This is a genomic window from Streptomyces sp. NPDC085931 (genome assembly GCF_044540565.1).
GTDB lineage: Bacteria > Actinomycetota > Actinomycetes > Streptomycetales > Streptomycetaceae > Streptomyces.
In genome coordinates, this window is the sequence record NZ_JBITSK010000004.1 from 225,814 (window position 1) to 241,466 (window position 15,653).

General features: G+C 64.9%; 20 protein-coding genes and 1 tRNA gene. 7 read left to right on the forward strand and 14 right to left on the reverse strand.

The window, feature by feature from the left end; genetic code table 11:
• Positions 1 to 525: 525 nt before the first annotated feature.
• Positions 526 to 599 (forward strand) — tRNA-Gly (locus tag ACIGAN_RS09755).
• A 49-nt stretch (positions 600 to 648) separates the two neighbouring features.
• On the opposite strand, the gene ACIGAN_RS09760 is transcribed toward ACIGAN_RS09755, so the two are convergent.
• From ACIGAN_RS09760 to ACIGAN_RS09805, 10 genes are all read right to left on the reverse strand, one after another.
• On the reverse strand, positions 649 to 1,818 hold the full coding sequence (locus tag ACIGAN_RS09760; RefSeq protein WP_399856469.1) for a tyrosine-type recombinase/integrase: 1,170 nt from the start codon (positions 1,816 to 1,818) through the stop codon (positions 649 to 651).
• The gene (locus ACIGAN_RS09765) at positions 1,818 to 2,030 is read right to left on the reverse strand and encodes an excisionase family DNA-binding protein (RefSeq protein WP_094054607.1); all 213 of its coding nucleotides are present in this window, start codon (positions 2,028 to 2,030) and stop codon (positions 1,818 to 1,820) included. Before ACIGAN_RS09765 ends, ACIGAN_RS09760 begins: the two co-directional genes overlap by 1 nt.
• Positions 2,023 to 3,318 carry a replication initiator gene (locus ACIGAN_RS09770; protein WP_399856471.1) on the reverse strand — a complete coding sequence of 432 codons (1,296 nt, stop codon included), beginning with the start codon at positions 3,316 to 3,318 and terminating at the stop codon, positions 2,023 to 2,025. The genes ACIGAN_RS09765 and ACIGAN_RS09770 overlap by 8 nt, the downstream gene beginning before the upstream one ends.
• A 152-nt stretch (positions 3,319 to 3,470) precedes the next feature.
• The gene (locus ACIGAN_RS09775) at positions 3,471 to 3,716 is read right to left on the reverse strand and encodes a SpdD protein (RefSeq protein WP_399856473.1); all 246 of its coding nucleotides are present in this window, start codon (positions 3,714 to 3,716) and stop codon (positions 3,471 to 3,473) included.
• A gap of 25 nt (positions 3,717 to 3,741) precedes the next feature.
• A complete protein-coding gene (locus ACIGAN_RS09780; protein WP_018471713.1) occupies positions 3,742 to 3,936 on the reverse strand; it encodes a hypothetical protein in 195 nt (64 codons plus the stop codon).
• A gap of 15 nt (positions 3,937 to 3,951) precedes the next feature.
• The gene (locus tag ACIGAN_RS09785; protein ID WP_399856475.1) at positions 3,952 to 4,143 is read right to left on the reverse strand and encodes a mobile element transfer protein; all 192 of its coding nucleotides are present in this window, start codon (positions 4,141 to 4,143) and stop codon (positions 3,952 to 3,954) included.
• 14 nt (positions 4,144 to 4,157) lie between these two features.
• Positions 4,158 to 4,820, reverse strand: coding sequence for a DUF2637 domain-containing protein (locus ACIGAN_RS09790; protein ID WP_399856477.1), 663 nt, complete (start codon positions 4,818 to 4,820; stop codon positions 4,158 to 4,160).
• Positions 4,821 to 4,908: 88 nt separating this feature from the next.
• Positions 4,909 to 6,288 carry an FtsK/SpoIIIE domain-containing protein gene (locus ACIGAN_RS09795; protein ID WP_399856480.1) on the reverse strand — a complete coding sequence of 460 codons (1,380 nt, stop codon included), beginning with the start codon at positions 6,286 to 6,288 and terminating at the stop codon, positions 4,909 to 4,911.
• Positions 6,288 to 6,644 (reverse strand): SCO3933 family regulatory protein, encoded by a 357-nt coding sequence (locus ACIGAN_RS09800; RefSeq protein WP_399856482.1) that lies wholly within the window; start codon positions 6,642 to 6,644, stop codon positions 6,288 to 6,290. The genes ACIGAN_RS09795 and ACIGAN_RS09800 overlap by 1 nt, the downstream gene beginning before the upstream one ends.
• Before the next feature lie 156 nt (positions 6,645 to 6,800).
• Entirely contained in the window at positions 6,801 to 7,586 is a 786-nt protein-coding gene (locus tag ACIGAN_RS09805) for a GntR family transcriptional regulator (RefSeq protein ID WP_399856484.1), read from the reverse strand.
• Positions 7,587 to 7,693: 107 nt separating this feature from the next.
• On the opposite strand from ACIGAN_RS09805, the gene ACIGAN_RS09810 reads away from it, so the two are divergent.
• The 4 genes from ACIGAN_RS09810 to ACIGAN_RS09825 are packed head-to-tail and all read left to right on the forward strand — an operon-like array spanning position 7,694 to position 9,294.
• Positions 7,694 to 8,101, forward strand: coding sequence for an NUDIX hydrolase (locus ACIGAN_RS09810; RefSeq protein WP_395572766.1), 408 nt, complete (start codon positions 7,694 to 7,696; stop codon positions 8,099 to 8,101).
• Positions 8,102 to 8,147: 46 nt separating this feature from the next.
• Positions 8,148 to 8,579, forward strand: a complete 432-nt coding sequence (locus ACIGAN_RS09815) for an ATP-binding protein (RefSeq protein ID WP_399856486.1) — start codon at positions 8,148 to 8,150, stop codon at positions 8,577 to 8,579.
• Positions 8,573 to 8,920 (forward strand): hypothetical protein, encoded by a 348-nt coding sequence (locus ACIGAN_RS09820; RefSeq protein WP_399856488.1) that lies wholly within the window; start codon positions 8,573 to 8,575, stop codon positions 8,918 to 8,920. Before ACIGAN_RS09815 ends, ACIGAN_RS09820 begins: the two co-directional genes overlap by 7 nt.
• The gene (locus ACIGAN_RS09825; RefSeq protein ID WP_399856490.1) at positions 8,917 to 9,294 is read left to right on the forward strand and encodes a hypothetical protein; all 378 of its coding nucleotides are present in this window, start codon (positions 8,917 to 8,919) and stop codon (positions 9,292 to 9,294) included. The genes ACIGAN_RS09820 and ACIGAN_RS09825 overlap by 4 nt, the downstream gene beginning before the upstream one ends.
• Before the next feature lie 974 nt (positions 9,295 to 10,268).
• Here ACIGAN_RS09825 and ACIGAN_RS09830 read toward each other — a convergent pair.
• The 4 genes from ACIGAN_RS09830 to ACIGAN_RS09845 form a co-directional block, all read right to left on the reverse strand.
• Positions 10,269 to 11,279, reverse strand: coding sequence for a hypothetical protein (locus ACIGAN_RS09830; RefSeq protein ID WP_399856492.1), 1,011 nt, complete (start codon positions 11,277 to 11,279; stop codon positions 10,269 to 10,271).
• Complete coding sequence (locus ACIGAN_RS09835; RefSeq protein WP_399856804.1) at positions 11,236 to 12,339, reverse strand: nucleoid-associated protein; 1,104 nt, start codon at positions 12,337 to 12,339, stop codon at positions 11,236 to 11,238. The genes ACIGAN_RS09830 and ACIGAN_RS09835 overlap by 44 nt, the downstream gene beginning before the upstream one ends.
• Before the next feature lie 285 nt (positions 12,340 to 12,624).
• Entirely contained in the window at positions 12,625 to 13,896 is a 1,272-nt protein-coding gene (locus tag ACIGAN_RS09840) for a hypothetical protein (protein ID WP_399856494.1), read from the reverse strand.
• Between the two features lie 136 nt (positions 13,897 to 14,032).
• Positions 14,033 to 14,362: a DUF6959 family protein gene (locus tag ACIGAN_RS09845; protein WP_399856496.1), complete on the reverse strand. Its 330-nt coding sequence runs from the start codon at positions 14,360 to 14,362 to the stop codon at positions 14,033 to 14,035.
• A gap of 152 nt (positions 14,363 to 14,514) precedes the next feature.
• On the opposite strand from ACIGAN_RS09845, the gene ACIGAN_RS09850 reads away from it, so the two are divergent.
• Positions 14,515 to 15,039, forward strand: coding sequence for an SCO4402 family protein (locus tag ACIGAN_RS09850; protein ID WP_399856498.1), 525 nt, complete (start codon positions 14,515 to 14,517; stop codon positions 15,037 to 15,039).
• 53 nt (positions 15,040 to 15,092) lie between these two features.
• Complete coding sequence (locus ACIGAN_RS09855) at positions 15,093 to 15,488, forward strand: DUF3883 domain-containing protein (protein ID WP_399856500.1); 396 nt, start codon at positions 15,093 to 15,095, stop codon at positions 15,486 to 15,488.
• Positions 15,489 to 15,653 lie beyond the last annotated feature (165 nt).

Genomic DNA, 15,653 nt, shown 5'->3' on the forward strand with positions numbered 1-15,653 from the left:
GCAAGGCGCGCGGAGCGCCCGCAACCGGACACCACCGCGCGCCTGCGCTGCTGCTGAGTACTGCTGTCTGCCGTGCCGCTGTGCCCGCTACTGCTTCTGGTAGCTGACGCTGACGGGCACCACGCTCCGCAGCCGCGCGCATCGCGGGCACCGGAGCAGACGCCCGGGGCCGAGCCGCTCGGCCTGCTGCATCGGGAACGAAGCGGTGGTGAACACGTGCCCATCGGCACAACGGACGACGGTGCGCTCCATCAAGTCCAAGAGTCCCTTCCCCAAGAGCCGCGTCCGGCTGCTGCTCGCCTGACGACAAAAGCCACAGTACGGGATCAAAGGGACGGCCCTCCAGGCGGCACTCCGATCCCGCCCGGCCCCTCCTCGACGCCCACACGGTACGCCCCAACTCCGTTCCCCCGCAGCCGCATCTCATCCCTGAAACACCATCAGGCCCCACGGCACGGACACCGGGGGCCTGGCATGTTGTAGAGTGGGCGAGCATTCGGACACCGACTCCGGTCGGCGTCTTACGCGGGTGTAGTTTAATGGTAGAACATCAGCTTCCCAAGCTGAGAGCGCGAGTTCGATTCTCGTCACCCGCTCCACGAAGAAGGCCCAGGTCAGAGACCTGGGCCGTTTTGCTGTCCGGGGTGATCACTGGCCGCGTGCCAGATCCGTGCCAGAAGGTGTCTCGGCCGTCTTCCGGGCAGCCTCCTCCCGAGCCTTCCGGACGGTGGCGTCGAGGCCGGCGGCAACCTCCTCTTGGCGCTCCTCGTCGGAGTGCTGATAGATCAGCGCGGCCTTCTCGGAGGACTGTCCGGCGCGCACCATCGTGTCCTTCAGGGTGGCACCGGATCGGGTGGAGAGCGTGTGCCCGGTGTGCCGCAGGTCGTAGAACCGGAAGCCCTCCGGCATGCCGACGGCCTCCCGGGCCTTCCGCCACTTCCGCCCGAAGGTGCTCCGCCGGAAGGGAGCGCCCTTCTCACCGACGAAGAGCAGCCCGTCCGGGCCCGGCTCGGCGTAGGACTCCAGGTGCCAACGGAGCTCCCGGCGGAGGAAGGCGGGAAGAATCACAGTCCGGGTGCTTGCCTCGGACTTGGTGTCGCCCTGGACGCGGCGCCCGTTCATCCGCTCCGGTTCGGCGAGGCGGACTCGGAGCCGTAAGTGGTCAAGGTCGACATCCCGGCGCCGGAGACCGGCCAGCTCTTCGGGCCGGAGCGGACCGTAGGCGCCGAGGTAGACCATGAGCCGCCACCGCATGCCCACCGCGTTGGCGAGGGCGTCCACCTGGTCGACGGTGGCGATACGCCGCTCAGCGGCCTTCTCCTTACCCGCACCCTTGATGCGGCACGGGTTGCGTGTGATCAGCTCGTCATCAACGGCCGTCTCCATGATGGCCTTGAGGAGGCGGTACGCCTTTGCCGTGATCGTTTTGGCACCCGTGAGCCGCAGCCGTTCAGCCCGCCATTCCCGGACGCGGGGCGCGGTGATCTCGTCCAAGTCCAGGTCGGTGAAGGCGAACAGGTGCTTGTCGAGGAGGTAGCGGTAGAGGTCCTGCGTCAGCGGCGCGAGCTCCCGTTCCTCCACCCACTTCTCCGCGTAGGCCCGGAAACTCACCGCGCCCGCATCGGGGTCACGCCACTCACCACGGCGGATCTCGGTCTGCTTCTCGGCGAGCCAGTCATCGGCGTCCGCCGTCGTCTCGAAGGTGAAGGGAGCGGGACGCATCACACCGTCAGGTCCTGGATAGCGAGCCTGATAGCGGCCTGACGGCAGTTTCCTGATTGCTCCGAAGCGGCGCCGTCTGCCTCGATTGTTGGCCATCAGGCAGCCCTCCCGTAGCGAGCGCGAGGCCGCCGGATCGGCTCGACCGTATGAGACGAGATGAACTCGGCAAGGGCGCTTTCTGGGATACGTACGTGCCGACCGACTTTGACGTAGCGGATACGCCGCTCCTCGATGAGTCGCCGAGGAAAGCGGACCGTGGTGCCGAGCAGTTCGGCGACCTGCCCGACCGATAGATAGCGCTCAGCCACGTGTGGGCTCTCCTTCCGTTCCGGGAGCGGGATCGATGGTTTCGGCGAGCCAGGCTTCGGCGTCGGTGAGGCCGGTCCCGGCGTAGATCCAGTGCGCGAGGACGAGGGTCGTGTCCGGGTCGGTCTCAGCCGCCTCCAGGGCTTGTGCGCGGCGCCATTCGGCGCGGGCGTGGCGGAGGGCGCCGAGAGTGGTGGAGTAGCGGCGGGACTTGGTGGAGAAGTGGCCGCGGAAGCCGAGCATGTGGGCCCAGGCGCGCAGGCGGAGGTGTTCGAGGTCTTTGCGTGCGCCGAGGGTCCAGGCGGTGCGGACGAGCCGGCGGGCGTGGTCGCTGATGTCGAGCTGGGCGAGTTCGGCGAGGAACCTCAGCGGCCGGTCCAGAGCTCCCGTGGCGGTCTCGGCGCCCTTGGTGGCGTACTTGGCGATGTACGCGGCGACGGCCCGCTCGGTCAGCTCCTGGCCGCCGTCGAAGTCGGCCGAGCGGATGGTGCGCACGTCGAGCTGACGGCCGAAGGCGAAGGCATGCGCCCGCCCGTCGAGGATCGGGCCGTCCACGCGGGCGGCGGCGGTGGCGGCCTGGATGGCGTCGGTCAGCAGCTCGGCGGTGGCCCAGGCGGGAGGCGGGGTGTCGCCGCCCTCGGGGCCGTCGATGCGGATGACGGCGTGGAAGTGGACGGCTCCGCGCTTCTGGTACTCGGCGACCTTGGCGAAGGACACCCGGGCGTGCTCGCGGAAGGCCCGCTGCGTCAGGCCGGCGCGCTTGGCGACCTCCCGGCGCAGGTAGGTCGAGAAGCGCCGCCACAGCGGACCGGCATGCGCGTTCCAGAGCACGGCTGCTTCGTAGTCGTAGGTGTCCGGGTCGAGCGGGGTGCCGAGTGCGGGGTCGTCCTGGTCATGGAGCGTGCCGCACCGGCAGCGGCGGACCGAACCGGCCGCTCCGCTGGGGCGGTTGTGGACCGGGCCGAAGCTCGGCGCGGTGAAGGTGGCGAAGACGCGCGGGTGGGCGGCGACGCGTTCGGGGATGCCCTTGCCGCCGCGCAGGCCGCTGGTGATCAGGTGGAAGGTGTCGCGGCGGTAGACCTCGGCGCAGGCCGCGCAGCGGGTGGTGCGGCGGTTGTTGCAGCGGACCAGGAGGTGACCGGTCGGGAGGCTGGAGGAGTCGAGGTGGTGGAGGACGTTGCCGATCTCACCGGTGCGGGTGTTCAGGTCGTACTCGGTGCGGTAACCGTCGAGGCGGATCGGGTGGATGCAGCCGCCGAGGCCGGCGAGTTGGCGCAGGAGTGCGGGCATGGTGCCCAGGGCGGCCAGTTCGCCGAGTTCGTGGAGCGGGGGCGGAGTGGCGCGGGTGATGATGGTTTCTCCTTCTGGTTTCGGCTGGAGGGAAAGGGCCCCGGGGCGGCGGATGCTTGGCGGTATCGAGGCCGCCCCGGGGGCCTGGTGTGTCAGCGGCGGTGCTGGTCGCGGAGCATCGAGCGCAGGACCACGGCGGCGACGGCCACGGAGACGGCAGTGACGGCGACGGCGGCCAGGAGCGCGGTCAGCACGACGCCGCCGACGAGGACGGCCGCGACCGCTCCCGTGCTGGCGGAGATCTGAGGGGCGGGACGCCGCGCGGGCGCCTGGTCGGCCACGGCGTGGGGGTACGCGGGCGGCGGCGTCGGGCTGTCGGGGTACTTGGGCAGGAACACAGCGAAGCTCTCCTTACCTACTCGTCTAGTCATGTGAGCCATTGACGATGTCCACGCCGGAGCGCGTACCGGACTCGATGGCCGGAGCCATGAACGTGTGCGAGAGCCAGAAGCCGAAAAGGGCAATCAGGACGACGATCCACGTGCGAACCCCGAGGAACTTGACCGCTCCCCAGGCGAAAAAGCCGAGGACGACGACGAGCGGGAGACTGACGGTCACGGTGTGCGGGTCCTTTCAGCGGACGGGGCAGCGGTGGGTACGGGCGGCCAGTTCGGCGGCGGCACGGCTGTCGTAGTCGGCGGAGAAGCCACAGCGCGGGGCCGTGCAGACGGCGGTGTGCTTCTCCCGGCCGCGACCGTCGTAGTACGTGCCGACCTGGACCGGGCCGATGCGGGTGACGGAACGGAAGCGGCGGTTGGCGCTCACGTGGGTGTCTCCTCTCAGAGCTGGGCGGCGATGGCGTCGGCCATGGGCGGCGGGACGCCGAGGCGGGCGCGCAGGGTTGGGGTGTCGATGGCCGTCCCGGTGCGGGCGTGGTGCTCGGCGGCGACCTTGCGGGCGTGCTCGACCAGAGCGGTCGGGACGGCAACCGGAGGCGGGGGCGTTGCCGGAATCGGTACCGGATCGACTGCCGGAGGCGCCGGGAGTTCCGGTGCGGGGTCGAGGACGGCGTCCTCCTGGCCCTCGATCTCCTCGGACGTCTTTCCGTCCACGGCGTCACTGGTCTCGTCGTGCGATGCCGGCGGGGAGTGGGCGAGGAGGGTTCCGCCGAGGAAGGCGACCGCGGGCCAGCCCGCGACGAGGATGCGGAGCCAGGCCGGTACGTGGTCGAGGTCGAGCAGTCCGGCGGTGGCGATGTTCGCGCCGAGGGATGCGGCGAGGGCGATCAGGAACCAGCACCACCCGGCCGCTTTCGCCTCCCCGGAGCGCAGTCGGCGCCAGGCGGCGACGAGCAGCAGGTCAACGCTGATCGGGTAGGCCCACGCCTTCCACCCGTCCTGTCCGGCGGCGGAGGCGACGTCGTGCAGGTGGGCGAAGGACAGCGCGGCGGCGATGACCGCTTGGACGAGCACCGCGTCGACGCGGGCCAGGTGGGCACGCATGCTGCGGCTCCTTCCGGATTCAGGCATGGGAGGGGTAGGGACGTGGCGTGAGGCGGTCACGCCGACCGGGGATGCGTTGAGACGTGGATCAGTCGGTCACTGGCCGGGGCCACAGAACCGGGTCCGGCGTCTCGGCGGTCGGCCGTACGGGCACGTGTGGCCGGAAGGGCTTGAGCGCGGGCAGGTCGGGGACCATGTGGGCCGACTCGCGGCAGGCATCGGCGGCGTCGCCGAGGGAGAGGTACGGCGTGCGGATGCGGGACCAGCCGCCGGAGGTGTCACCGGCCACGGCGAGGCCAGGCCGTTCGGGGGCGATGGCGCAGGCGGCGGAGACCGCTTCGGGGGCGATGTCGCCGAGCGCCATCTTGGCTGAGGCTTCGTCGTTGACGCGGTGGCAGACGCGGCCAGTCAACTGGGCCCGCAGCATGGTCGCGCCCTTGCCGAGTTCGGCGCCGAAGCGCTGGCCGCAGACCTCCAGGTAGATGCCGGCGGCCCGGCCGAGCTGGGCGAGGCGGATGAGCTGGGTGACCATCTCGTCCCGGCGTTCCTCGTCCTTCTTCGTGGCGACGAGGAAGAGTTCGGCCACCTCGTCGACGAACAGCACGACGGGAACCGGGCGTTCGTGGTCGGGCAGGCCCCAGATGTCGGAGGTGATCTCTTCGTCCGGGGTGCTCGGCGCGATGCCCTGCCGGGACTTGATCAGGTCGTACCGGTCCTCCATTTCCTTGATGAGTACGGGCAGCAGCTCGGCGGCCTGTTCCGGGTCGGTGGCGAGTGCTGACAGGCGTGGGGCGAAGGGCGCCAGTTCCACGCCCCGCTTGCAGTCGATGCCAACCAGGGCGACGGGCTGAGGGGCGAGTCCGGCGACGAGGTGACGCAAATACATGGACTTGCCGGACAGCGTGGCGCCAAGGGTCAGTTGATGCGGCACGGCGCGGTAGTCGCGTACGAACGGCGTGGCGTCCTCGCGCAGCGCGACCGGCACCCGCAGCAGGTCCGGGTGGAGCTTGCGGGGCATACGAACCTTCCGCAGTACGTCAAAGCCGACGAGCCGCAGTTCCACCACCCCCGGCTTGACCGTGCTCACGTAGACGGCGTGGACGCCCCAGGCGTGCCGCAGCCGTTCGGCGGAGGCGGCCACGTCGGCGGGCTCCTGGCCCGGGGCAAGCCGCAGGCGGACCCGCAGCCCCGTCGCGGTCGGCCGGATGATCCCCCGACGCGGCGGCACGGGCCGGACCTCACGGCGGGTGGTGGCTTTGACCGCCAGGACCCGCAGCCGGGAGGGCGCCACAGTCAGACCGCACGCCTCCATGACCGAGCTGTAGGAGCTGAGGAGCCGGACCGTGGATATCGGTAAGCCGACGGTGGACCAGTACACCCCGGGGTGCTTGGCCCGGGCGTAGGCGGCCCCACCGCCAAGCGCGGCGACGGGACCACCCACCTCCAGAAGCGTTGCCAGGTCGGTCATCAGGCCGCAGCCCCCACAGCGGCCGGGTAGGCAGCCGGAGTGACGGCGGCGGCCCGGAAGGCAATGCCGTGACGCTGCTGCCCGTTGAACACGCTCTCCCACGGCCGGGCGACCAGGCCCGGCAGGGAGACCGGGGCACCGAGGGCGAGCCCTTCCGACACCCCGCTCTCCGGAACGGTCACCTTGATCAGCGACGACTCCCCTTCCTCGATGTAGACGACGCCGATCGTCATCAGCGCCTCACCGCTGACGGCGTCCTTCGCGATCTCGCCCGTCTGCCGGTCGCGGACCTTGGGCTCGGGCGCCTCGGTCAGCAGGATCGTCGCGGCCGAGGTCTCCACACGGATGGTGCGCAAGGCTTCTTCCCCATCTACTCGTCTAGACAAGATGCAGTCTTCGAACCCGGCGGCGCCGGAACGTGGACCACCTTGCCACACAACTTGGCCACTCGTCTATACGAGTATGCGTGTCGGGGCGTACGAGTCCGGGGAAGTGGCCTCGCGCACCGCCGATCAGTTCGCCGGGAGCTGGTAGGAGAGGACGTAGGCGTCGGCCGCCATGACCGTGTCGCAGACCTCCACGGCTCGCCCAGCCGTGTCGAAGGCGGTGCGGATCAGGTGGATCACGGGCACACCGGAGGCCAACTGCAGCGTCTTGACCTCAGAAGGCGAGGGCATCCGGGCCCGGATCTCCTCCTCGAAGTGGTCGAGCTGGTGGCCCAGCTCCTCAAGCCGGGCGTAGATGCCGCCGGGGCCGGGATTCGGCTCGGCGATCTGCGTCCCGCGAGCGATGTCGAGCGGCAGGTACGAGGTGGCGAACTCGACCGGCCGTCCGTCGAGCAGGTACCGGCGACGCCGGGCGAGCACGCGCCGCACGGAGCCGAGGCGGGTGGAGATGTCCTGGCTGGCCTTCTCCTCCTTGACCTCCAGACTGTCCACCTTCGGGTGACTGCCGGCGGCGTCGGCCTCCACGATGAACGCGGACTTGCCCTGCTCGCGGTGGCGCCGGGCGAACCGGTCCGAGGCGAGCCGCCGCACCGGGGGCCGGGGCCGAACGAAGACGCCCTTGCCGTGCTCGGCGTGCACCAGGCCCTCGCCCTGGAGAACCGAGAAGGAGTTGCGGACCGTCATCCGGGAAACGCCGTAGTGCTCGACCAGCTCAGCTTCGGAGGGCAGCTTCTCCCCCTCCTTGAATCGCCCACGGTCGATGGCCTCGCGCAGCTGGTCGGCGATCTGCCGGAAGACTGCCCGATCACTGGTCGGGTCGAGGTCGCCAAGAATGCTCGGTAGAGACGTCACGCGTACTCCTTTAGGTATCTAGACGAGTGGGCGAGTGTTGTTGCTACGGTGGAGAGCCTAGTCAGCCGAGAGGGCCAAAGAACGTGAGCACAGAACGCCCGCACTCCGTGAGCGTCGCCGGGGTCATCGTCGACGACCAAGGCCGGGCCCTCCTGATCAAGCGCCGCGACAACGGTCACTGGGAGCCCCCGGGCGGAATCCTCGAACGCGAGGAAACCATCCCCGAAGCCCTCCAGCGCGAAGTTCTCGAAGAGACCGGCATCAAGATCGAGCTCCCTGCAACCCTGACCGGCGTCTACAAGAACATGACGGGCCTGATCGTCTCCCTCGTCTTCCGCTGCCAGGCAGCCGACGGCACCCCCACCACCGGAGACGAGACCCGCGCACTGCGCTGGGCCACCCGCGAAGAAGTCATCGACCTTGCCGACGAGGCCTACGCGATCCGCGTCCTTGACGCACTCGACGCGATGTCTCCGCCGGCCATCCGCGCCCACGACGGCGTGAAACTCGTCTAGCCCGAACCCGCTGCACATGGCGGCCTACCAGCATGAAGGAACTTGTATGCACGAGTATACGAGTAGAGCCCGGGTCTGGGGACTGTCTTGCCCAGGTTTCCCGGAAGAGGTCAGCCGGGCCCGCCGCTGGACCCGGGACATCCTGCGCGGATCTCCCCTGGCCGACGACGCCGAGCTGATCGTGAGCGAGCTGAGCGCGAACGCGATCCTCCATACCGCCAGCGGCATGCAGACGGGCAGCTTCCATCTGGCGCTCGCGGTGTCCCCGCAGGTGGTCGCCCTCTCGGTCACGGACGAGGGAGGCACGGGCACGGCTCCGAAGATCGAGCACCAGGACGACCAGGCCGAGCACGGCCGGGGCCTGGGCATGGTCAGCGCGCTCGCACACCGGGTCGTCGTCTACGACAGCCACGGCGGCTACACGGTCACCGCGGAGCTCTTCACCCGGGCCCGCTTGGCAGGGGGAAACCAGTGTTGACGCCTCAGCATCCCGAAGCACTGGACGCGGACAGTGGCCCCCTTCACTACCGCAGCCAGGCTGCCGCCTACCCCTCGCACGCGGCCCACTCCATCCCCCTGGGGACACACGACACCACGAGCCCGCGCTTGGCCCTGCGCTGGTTACAAGAGCGCACGCGCCACATCACCGACCAGCTCGACGCCGCATACGCGCAGCCCGGACTGCACTGGCTGATCGACGAGGCAGAGCACGAACGAGCCCTCGCCCACATGACCGCAGGAACGGGCTACCAACTCACCCTGCATGACGAGAACGCCCACTACGTCCTCACCGCCCACCGGATGGGAGCGGCCTCGTGAGCGGGACAGTCCGCGGCTACTGGTGCGAGTGCTGGACCGAACACGTCACCAAGCCGGACCCGCCGGCACTCCGAGCATCGTTCGACGCGTACTCCGCATCCCAAGCAGACCGATGGGTGGCCATCGCACTCCGCGCCATCTCACCGGCACTCGACTCGGACGCCTCGGACGAAGCGTGGGCATGGCTGCACGAGGACCGCGCCGAGACGAGGAGGGCTCTCCTACGCTCCGAGCCGTGCACGGTGACCATCAAGCACGTTCAACTCCGCATCACTTGGACCATCCGTCCAGTTCGCTACCTGCCCCTCGCACACCGGCAGGCCGCTGAACTTCCGGCCTGTACCTATGCCTTCAGACCCCAGCCGACCAACTGAGTTACAACTTTCTCTACTGGTTCAAGGCGGCTCGCTCCGCTCACCGCGCGCGGCCCGGCCCCCGGCCGGGCCTGCGCTCCTGTCTCCGCCCCGCTCCAGCCCGGCCGGCGCCCGTACCGCGCTCAAAGCCTGTAGCCACCTGACGCCAGAGAAGAGGTACGCCGTGGCTGGGGCGGTCGGCTCCACGGCTTTACGGAGCCACTTTGGCGCGAGCCTCGAAGATCATGGCCCCAACGTCGTGCTTTACCGGGCAGGTCCACAGACTGCCCGACGCGCCGGAAGCTTACGGGGCCATGATCCCTCGCGCCAAAGCAGCGCCACCCCAAAGCCGCTACGCCGACCTCATGTGTTTGGCGCCACGTCGTCTTCATGGCTCGGAACTTGGTTTGGGAGAGATACCGCTGCGTCAGACGCCTGCTGCGCGAGCTTCTTGTAGCCGGTTACAGTGATGCTCCGCCAAGCCATATAGAAACCAGCCGCAGATAGTCCGCCAACCACCACCACCGCAACACAAAGAAGCGGTCGATTCTGGACGGGAAAACGCCAGATAGCTAGCGAAGCTGCTAGCGATAGCAACAGAGAGTCCAGTAGCCATCCGCGACAAATCCTCATACGCGAACGCGCATAGTCTGACATAGCCACCAGGTGCGGAGAATCTAGAATTACGCGTCGAGCAGCATCGTAGGCAACATCAGTCGGAAAGTAGCGCCTTCTCAGCCGCCTCCTGGGCAACGTCAGGAGATGATCTGCAGCGCGATCGAAAACAATTCCAAGAGCGTACGCAAATGCAAGTGCCGCGCCGGAGGCCGGTGTAGACCCGAGGATAGGGGCGACCTTTTGCAGGTTAGCGTAGCCAGCAATGGATGCCAAGCAGCCGAATACGCCAAGAAGCGCTCCGATACCGACAACTAAGACTTCAACGAACATTGCCGTAGCAGCAACAACTCCTGATGCCTCAGGCTTTGCAAGCTGACTCACAGAGAAACACCCCAGGCATCTGCCATATCATTCAACATGGACTCCGGAAGCTCGTCGACCCAACGGCCATGAAGCAGGAGCTTAGAACTTGATAAGCGCTCAAAGATGATTAAGCTTTCTGGCTGACTCGCCAAAATATATCGCCCGTGACGCAGGAAATGATCACTTTCGGGACCATAGTCCCTGTAGGCGCGTTCAAGGTCTGCTCGCCGATCATCGATGAATCTCGAAAGCCGTTCAGGATACCCGCCAGGGTCAGGAATGGCCTTCACCAGTACGTCAACGACCTCTTCAGATAGGTCGCGTCGGGGCTTATGCTCCGTGAACGTTCGGAAGAGATGTTCCGCTTCATCCAGGAGGCGGTTACTCTGGGCAACATCGGGGTACTGCGCCATGGCCTCAACCCCCCGTCGGACCTCAAGATCGTAAAGCTCGATCAGAGCAATCAAACGGTACAGCGAGCGTCTGACATTGGATGGTACGACCGCCGCCTCAGCCTTGTACATGAGCTTGTGCGACATCCTGGCCCACAAGTCGATGGCCTCCGTGCGAAGCTGGATCTCGCACTCGTATGGCTTCCCGTCATCACTCACCTGGTCGCCAGAGGCGATCACCTGAACGTGGAGACGTGGGTACTGGAGGCGATCTTCCGCTCCAACGATAAGACGATCATCCTCTGGTTCCCCGACTACGTTGAGTGACTCTTGGATCAGATGGAGCATCGGATCGAGCAAGCCCTCGTGTTGAACCACCACGCGCACGCCGGCCTTGTCAGTAATCTGCTTCCAGGGATCCACGTAATTCTTGTACTGGGCCTTAGTTACGAAGCTACTGACTTCCTTAGCCCGGTAAGAGACCTCACAGTTAATCCGCGCACGCGCTGCACGCCGCCTCAAGTGAGCCGCAGTCAACCTAGCGGCGATCTCTATGCGTGGACGCTCGCGCCGATACCTAGAAAAAACCTCATCCATCACGGTCGTCTGCCCCGGGGGCAGGGATATCTCCATCCGCCGTACCTCGACCGCCCGCTTGGCTGCTGCGCCTAGTGCGTCGTCCTCCTCCTGGCGGGGCGTACGCAGTGGCAGTCGTCACCGTGCCCGTAATTGTTACGCTCGTAGTGCCATCACCTTGATCTTTCAATATGATGTCGCCGTTATCAGCTTCGTTGTCTCCAACGGGGGCAACGATGAAAGCACCGTTGGCGAATGCGACTCGCATATTCTTGAGGCGGCTTTCAAGCTGCTCGATGTCCTTATCAAAATTCCGACAGGGTACGTCGGCCGCTTGCAAGTACTCGATGAAATCGTCTCTATGAACGACATCTAGGTGCTGCTGGGCAAAGGTGACTGGATTAAGGAAACGCGTAGGGCTTTGGAGTTCCGCCAATGTCGCGACGACGTAGTTGACGCGTTTATCCGGATCCGCAATGTGTGAATTGATCCACTTAGTTGCCGCATCGTGGAAACGGCGGGTTACCTCTCGCGGTTCATCTTTCTGCTGGCAGCCCAAGAATCGCTCCAGGAAGAAGACAGCCATCCTTCCGGACAATTGCCGGTCTGCCGCCCACCCTTCAACCCGGTCTTCGCCAATACCATCCTCAGAGAACAACGCCACCTTGTGAATTTTCGATTTTTCCGTGAACAGCAGGTCCGCTAGGTACTTCACGTCAAAGGTGCGCAAACCATTCACGACTGTTTCAGTGGCCTGCATGCCAGTTTCTTGCTCAAGCTTGACGATCAATAAGGATTTTTGACTCCCCAGCCGAGCTTCGGCCACAAGGAGCAATCCTGCCGAGTTCACACCTGACTGACTGCTCCTCAGCAAATGGACCAAGTCCACGGACACATCGACTAGGTTAGATTCACCGGTAAGAAATGCATAGACATAATCAGGAAGGGCAGATTTCGAATCCGGATTTTCTATTATTTCCCGTCCCGTATGAGCGAGGACACCTCGTAGCCGCGCTTGCAGGGCAGTGCGCACGTCATGGTTCAAATTACATGGCGCCTCGCTCAGAGGGATATCTTCACTGGGATCCGTTCGCCTGCGCTGTGGCACGACGTGCACGATCGCTTGTTCGATGACGAGATCGCCGAAGTCCGTCCGCAACGCTTCCCACCCGTAGTTCGCTTAGCGGCCTGCTGGCCGGCTGACATGGTCCCCCACAGCTTCAGGCTGAACACACGCCTTCAGCGTCTGCGCCCCACTTGCGGGCGCGTACACGTATGGTGACACACTGCGACGGTATTGGGGAGGCTTCCGATATAACCCTTGCGTGCAAGCGTCACTTGATGACCACTGCACGCTAAATCGAACTGGTAGTCGATTTACGGCTTCTGGTGGCTTGTCACCTCACGGGTTGGTGGCGACGCCGGCGCCCCCACCCTTCAGCATGGCATTGATGTGTTTGATTCGTTTTGTTGCATCGTCGAATTCAGCTACAGAGAACTCGCGCCTGAGGTGGACAACATCGTTCCTCATGCGGCGAAGGAGGTCGATCTCGTCTCCGATCCCATAGGGGATATCCAAAATCCTCACCAGGTTCGCCACCGGCATGGTGGAGCGACGCGACACTCCAGATTGTTGCGCCAAATCATTAAGAGTAGTTTCAAGTTCGACCCAGTCCTGCAAAAATTCAAGCATCGCATTCGCTGTATCGCGCGCAGCATCCGAACTATCTATGTGCGACGAATTAGATGCGCTGCGAATATCGTTGTAAACTGCATAACGTGCCGAGTCCTCTGCCAAGAGCGCGTCTACAACTTGTTCCGCCAACGGACGCTCTGCAACCGCACCGTGGAGGGATTCAAGATACTTCGCTAGATCGGCAGGGGTAGTCATGTTGAGTCGCTTGAGCAGCGCGAAAAGGTCATCGACCTTACCGAGCCCCGAGTCACCGACAGGTTCTGCTAGAGCGTCGTTCGCGTGCCGCAGTAGATGTGCCGCAAGTTCATAGTGGTTCAAGAAGTTGGCGCCGGTGCGTGCGACGCGAGTTTCGCCAGCTTCCTGTAGAAGCCTGAGAGAAATCTCGCCAGCCAGCACAAGGCCGTTCAGCTGATCAAGAATAGAATGCTCTTCGCTTGAAAGATCTCCTGCCATCTGTTTGTAAGTAAGATCGTGTTGCACTTCTGACCAGGCATGCATCAGCACGGATGCCACCTGGATCTCTACTCGGGCCTTCAAGTACCTCCTGTCTGCATCGCCGATGAATTTTTCCCTAGGTTGCACTCGGTAGTGCACTGCTGAATACCCCGAAAAGCTGCGCCCTTCTGGGACTTCCTCGGCCCCCGGGAAGATCCTTTTTGTGTCCCACTGGTCAAAGAGTCGTGTAATCGCCTTGTCTACGAGCTCCAATTCTCCGGGGAAGTACAAGGCAACTCGAACACCAGCCAGGTCGACGATATCTGCAAAAATACCCTCGATCGATTCATATCGTTTCTCGGAATTTCGCTGGATGCACTTATCTTTAAGTCTTTCGACCTCTTTCGCTCGATGGCTTACGATGCATCGAACACCGGAAGACCGTAGATCATTTTCTAGGATTTGAGCGACAAGATTAGCCGCCCTGCCGTAAAAATCATACTCTTTTGTGTAGCGGTCAATAAATTCCTCGATCAAGCTCATTTCCCCACCTCAAGCTCAGCCCAACCGTGTCTAGGACACAGCTACGCAGCACGGTTCCCAACGCATCTGCTGGGAAAAGATATCCGCTATCACGTGTCGGCATGCCCTCTTCGGTAGTGCTCGCAGGTAACCGCACTCACGGGGAAGACCTCATGGACTCGTCACACGCCGCGTAGTCGCACAGCAGGTCAGCGCGCCCCCGGCCTACGTAGCGTTTCAGTAGAACGTCCAGGCCCGCCAGGAGCAGGCCGGCTGACTCCCGAGCCTCGGCCAGGTCGCCCCGCTCGCACCCTTCAACCACCTCAGCCAGATCGCTACGAAGGATGTGAAGGGAGTCGCCCTGCATCAGCACACCCGGAAACCTCCGACCAGGCAGGCGAACCACAGCGTCGTTGCCACCATCAGTGAACAGCTCTGCCTCAACGCGCTCCATCACACCATCCAACCTGACATCACCAGCTGACATCAACGACGGCGTACACAGGCACCCTTGAACGACCGAACGCGCAGGGCGAGCGAGGGCGTCGAGGCTCCAGGGTGGCCGATGGAGCGAACTCCTGAAGCGGTGCTCCGCAAAGGCCAGCCTCTGCCACCGGCTTCCGTCGCTACGCTCGATCCGTGAGCGAAGACGCCCGACTCATCGCGAACCACCGAGTCCACGTCGTACCTGTGGTGCTGGCTCTGGCCAATCCACCATGGCCGCGGGACGTGTGGCTTGACCCATCGGCGTTTGAAGACCTGGACCATGTCTGCCACACACTCTTCGACGACTTCTGCGACGCCGACGAGCCAGAGCGGTACCTCGGCGTCAGCCTTCGAACTGCCAAAGAGGTCGTTCTGATGAGACAGCTCGGTGCCGCGCTTAACGCCGCGGCGGCCGAGGCGCCCAACGACACCGACGCAGAGCATCTCCGGACATCTGCCTGGCCAGAGGTTGTTGCCATCGCCGGACGCCTCGCTCAGGCCATGGTCGAGGACGACCTAAGGGAACTAGCCGCGCTGCTCGACCACACGGCCGTGCCAGACCCGTGCCAGATCGTACGGGGAACCACGGGGAACAGCGGGGAGCCGAGCGGCGGAGAACCAAGCTCCAAGACGGCATCACCGAAGGTCAGACCGGCGATCTCTCCCAAACGCCCCTAGCTTCCCAAGCTGAGGGTCCTCACGGCACTATGGGTCGGCTGACCATAGGGGGCATGGTGGGGAACAAGGAGACAGAGCACGCTGCGGTCATGCATGTGATGGCCTTGGAACGTGCTGCCGGCCGCGATCCGAAGGACGTCCGTACCTCGGGCCTTCCGTACGACATCGAAAGTCCTCCTCGCATGATCGAGGTGAAGGCCTTCAGCCGCACCGCCCGCAGCGAAGCTCTGCCACTGGAACACCGGCAGGTGGAGGCCGCCAGAGCGAACCCCGAGCAGTACTACCTCTATGTCGTGGACAATCTCGCAGGTGCGGATGGAGCCGAGGTTGGCGTACGCACTCTGCATGGCGAAACGCTGTCGGCAATGATCGAGCGGTCCCAGCCCCAGATGACGTACTGGCCCACGTTCAGGGCAGCCGAGTACGACCAGGCGGATCGCCTGCTTTGACCGCTGCGGTACCGCACGGACTGCAGCAACCACAGTGATCACGGCTGATCATTGCGACAGGTACAGGTGTGCACGCCACCTCTGCGAGGCTCTGCCGACAGCGGACTTGGGGCGCCCCAGGGCCGACCAACGGCGTTCGACAGTGAGGGTCGGTCGCCCCAGCAG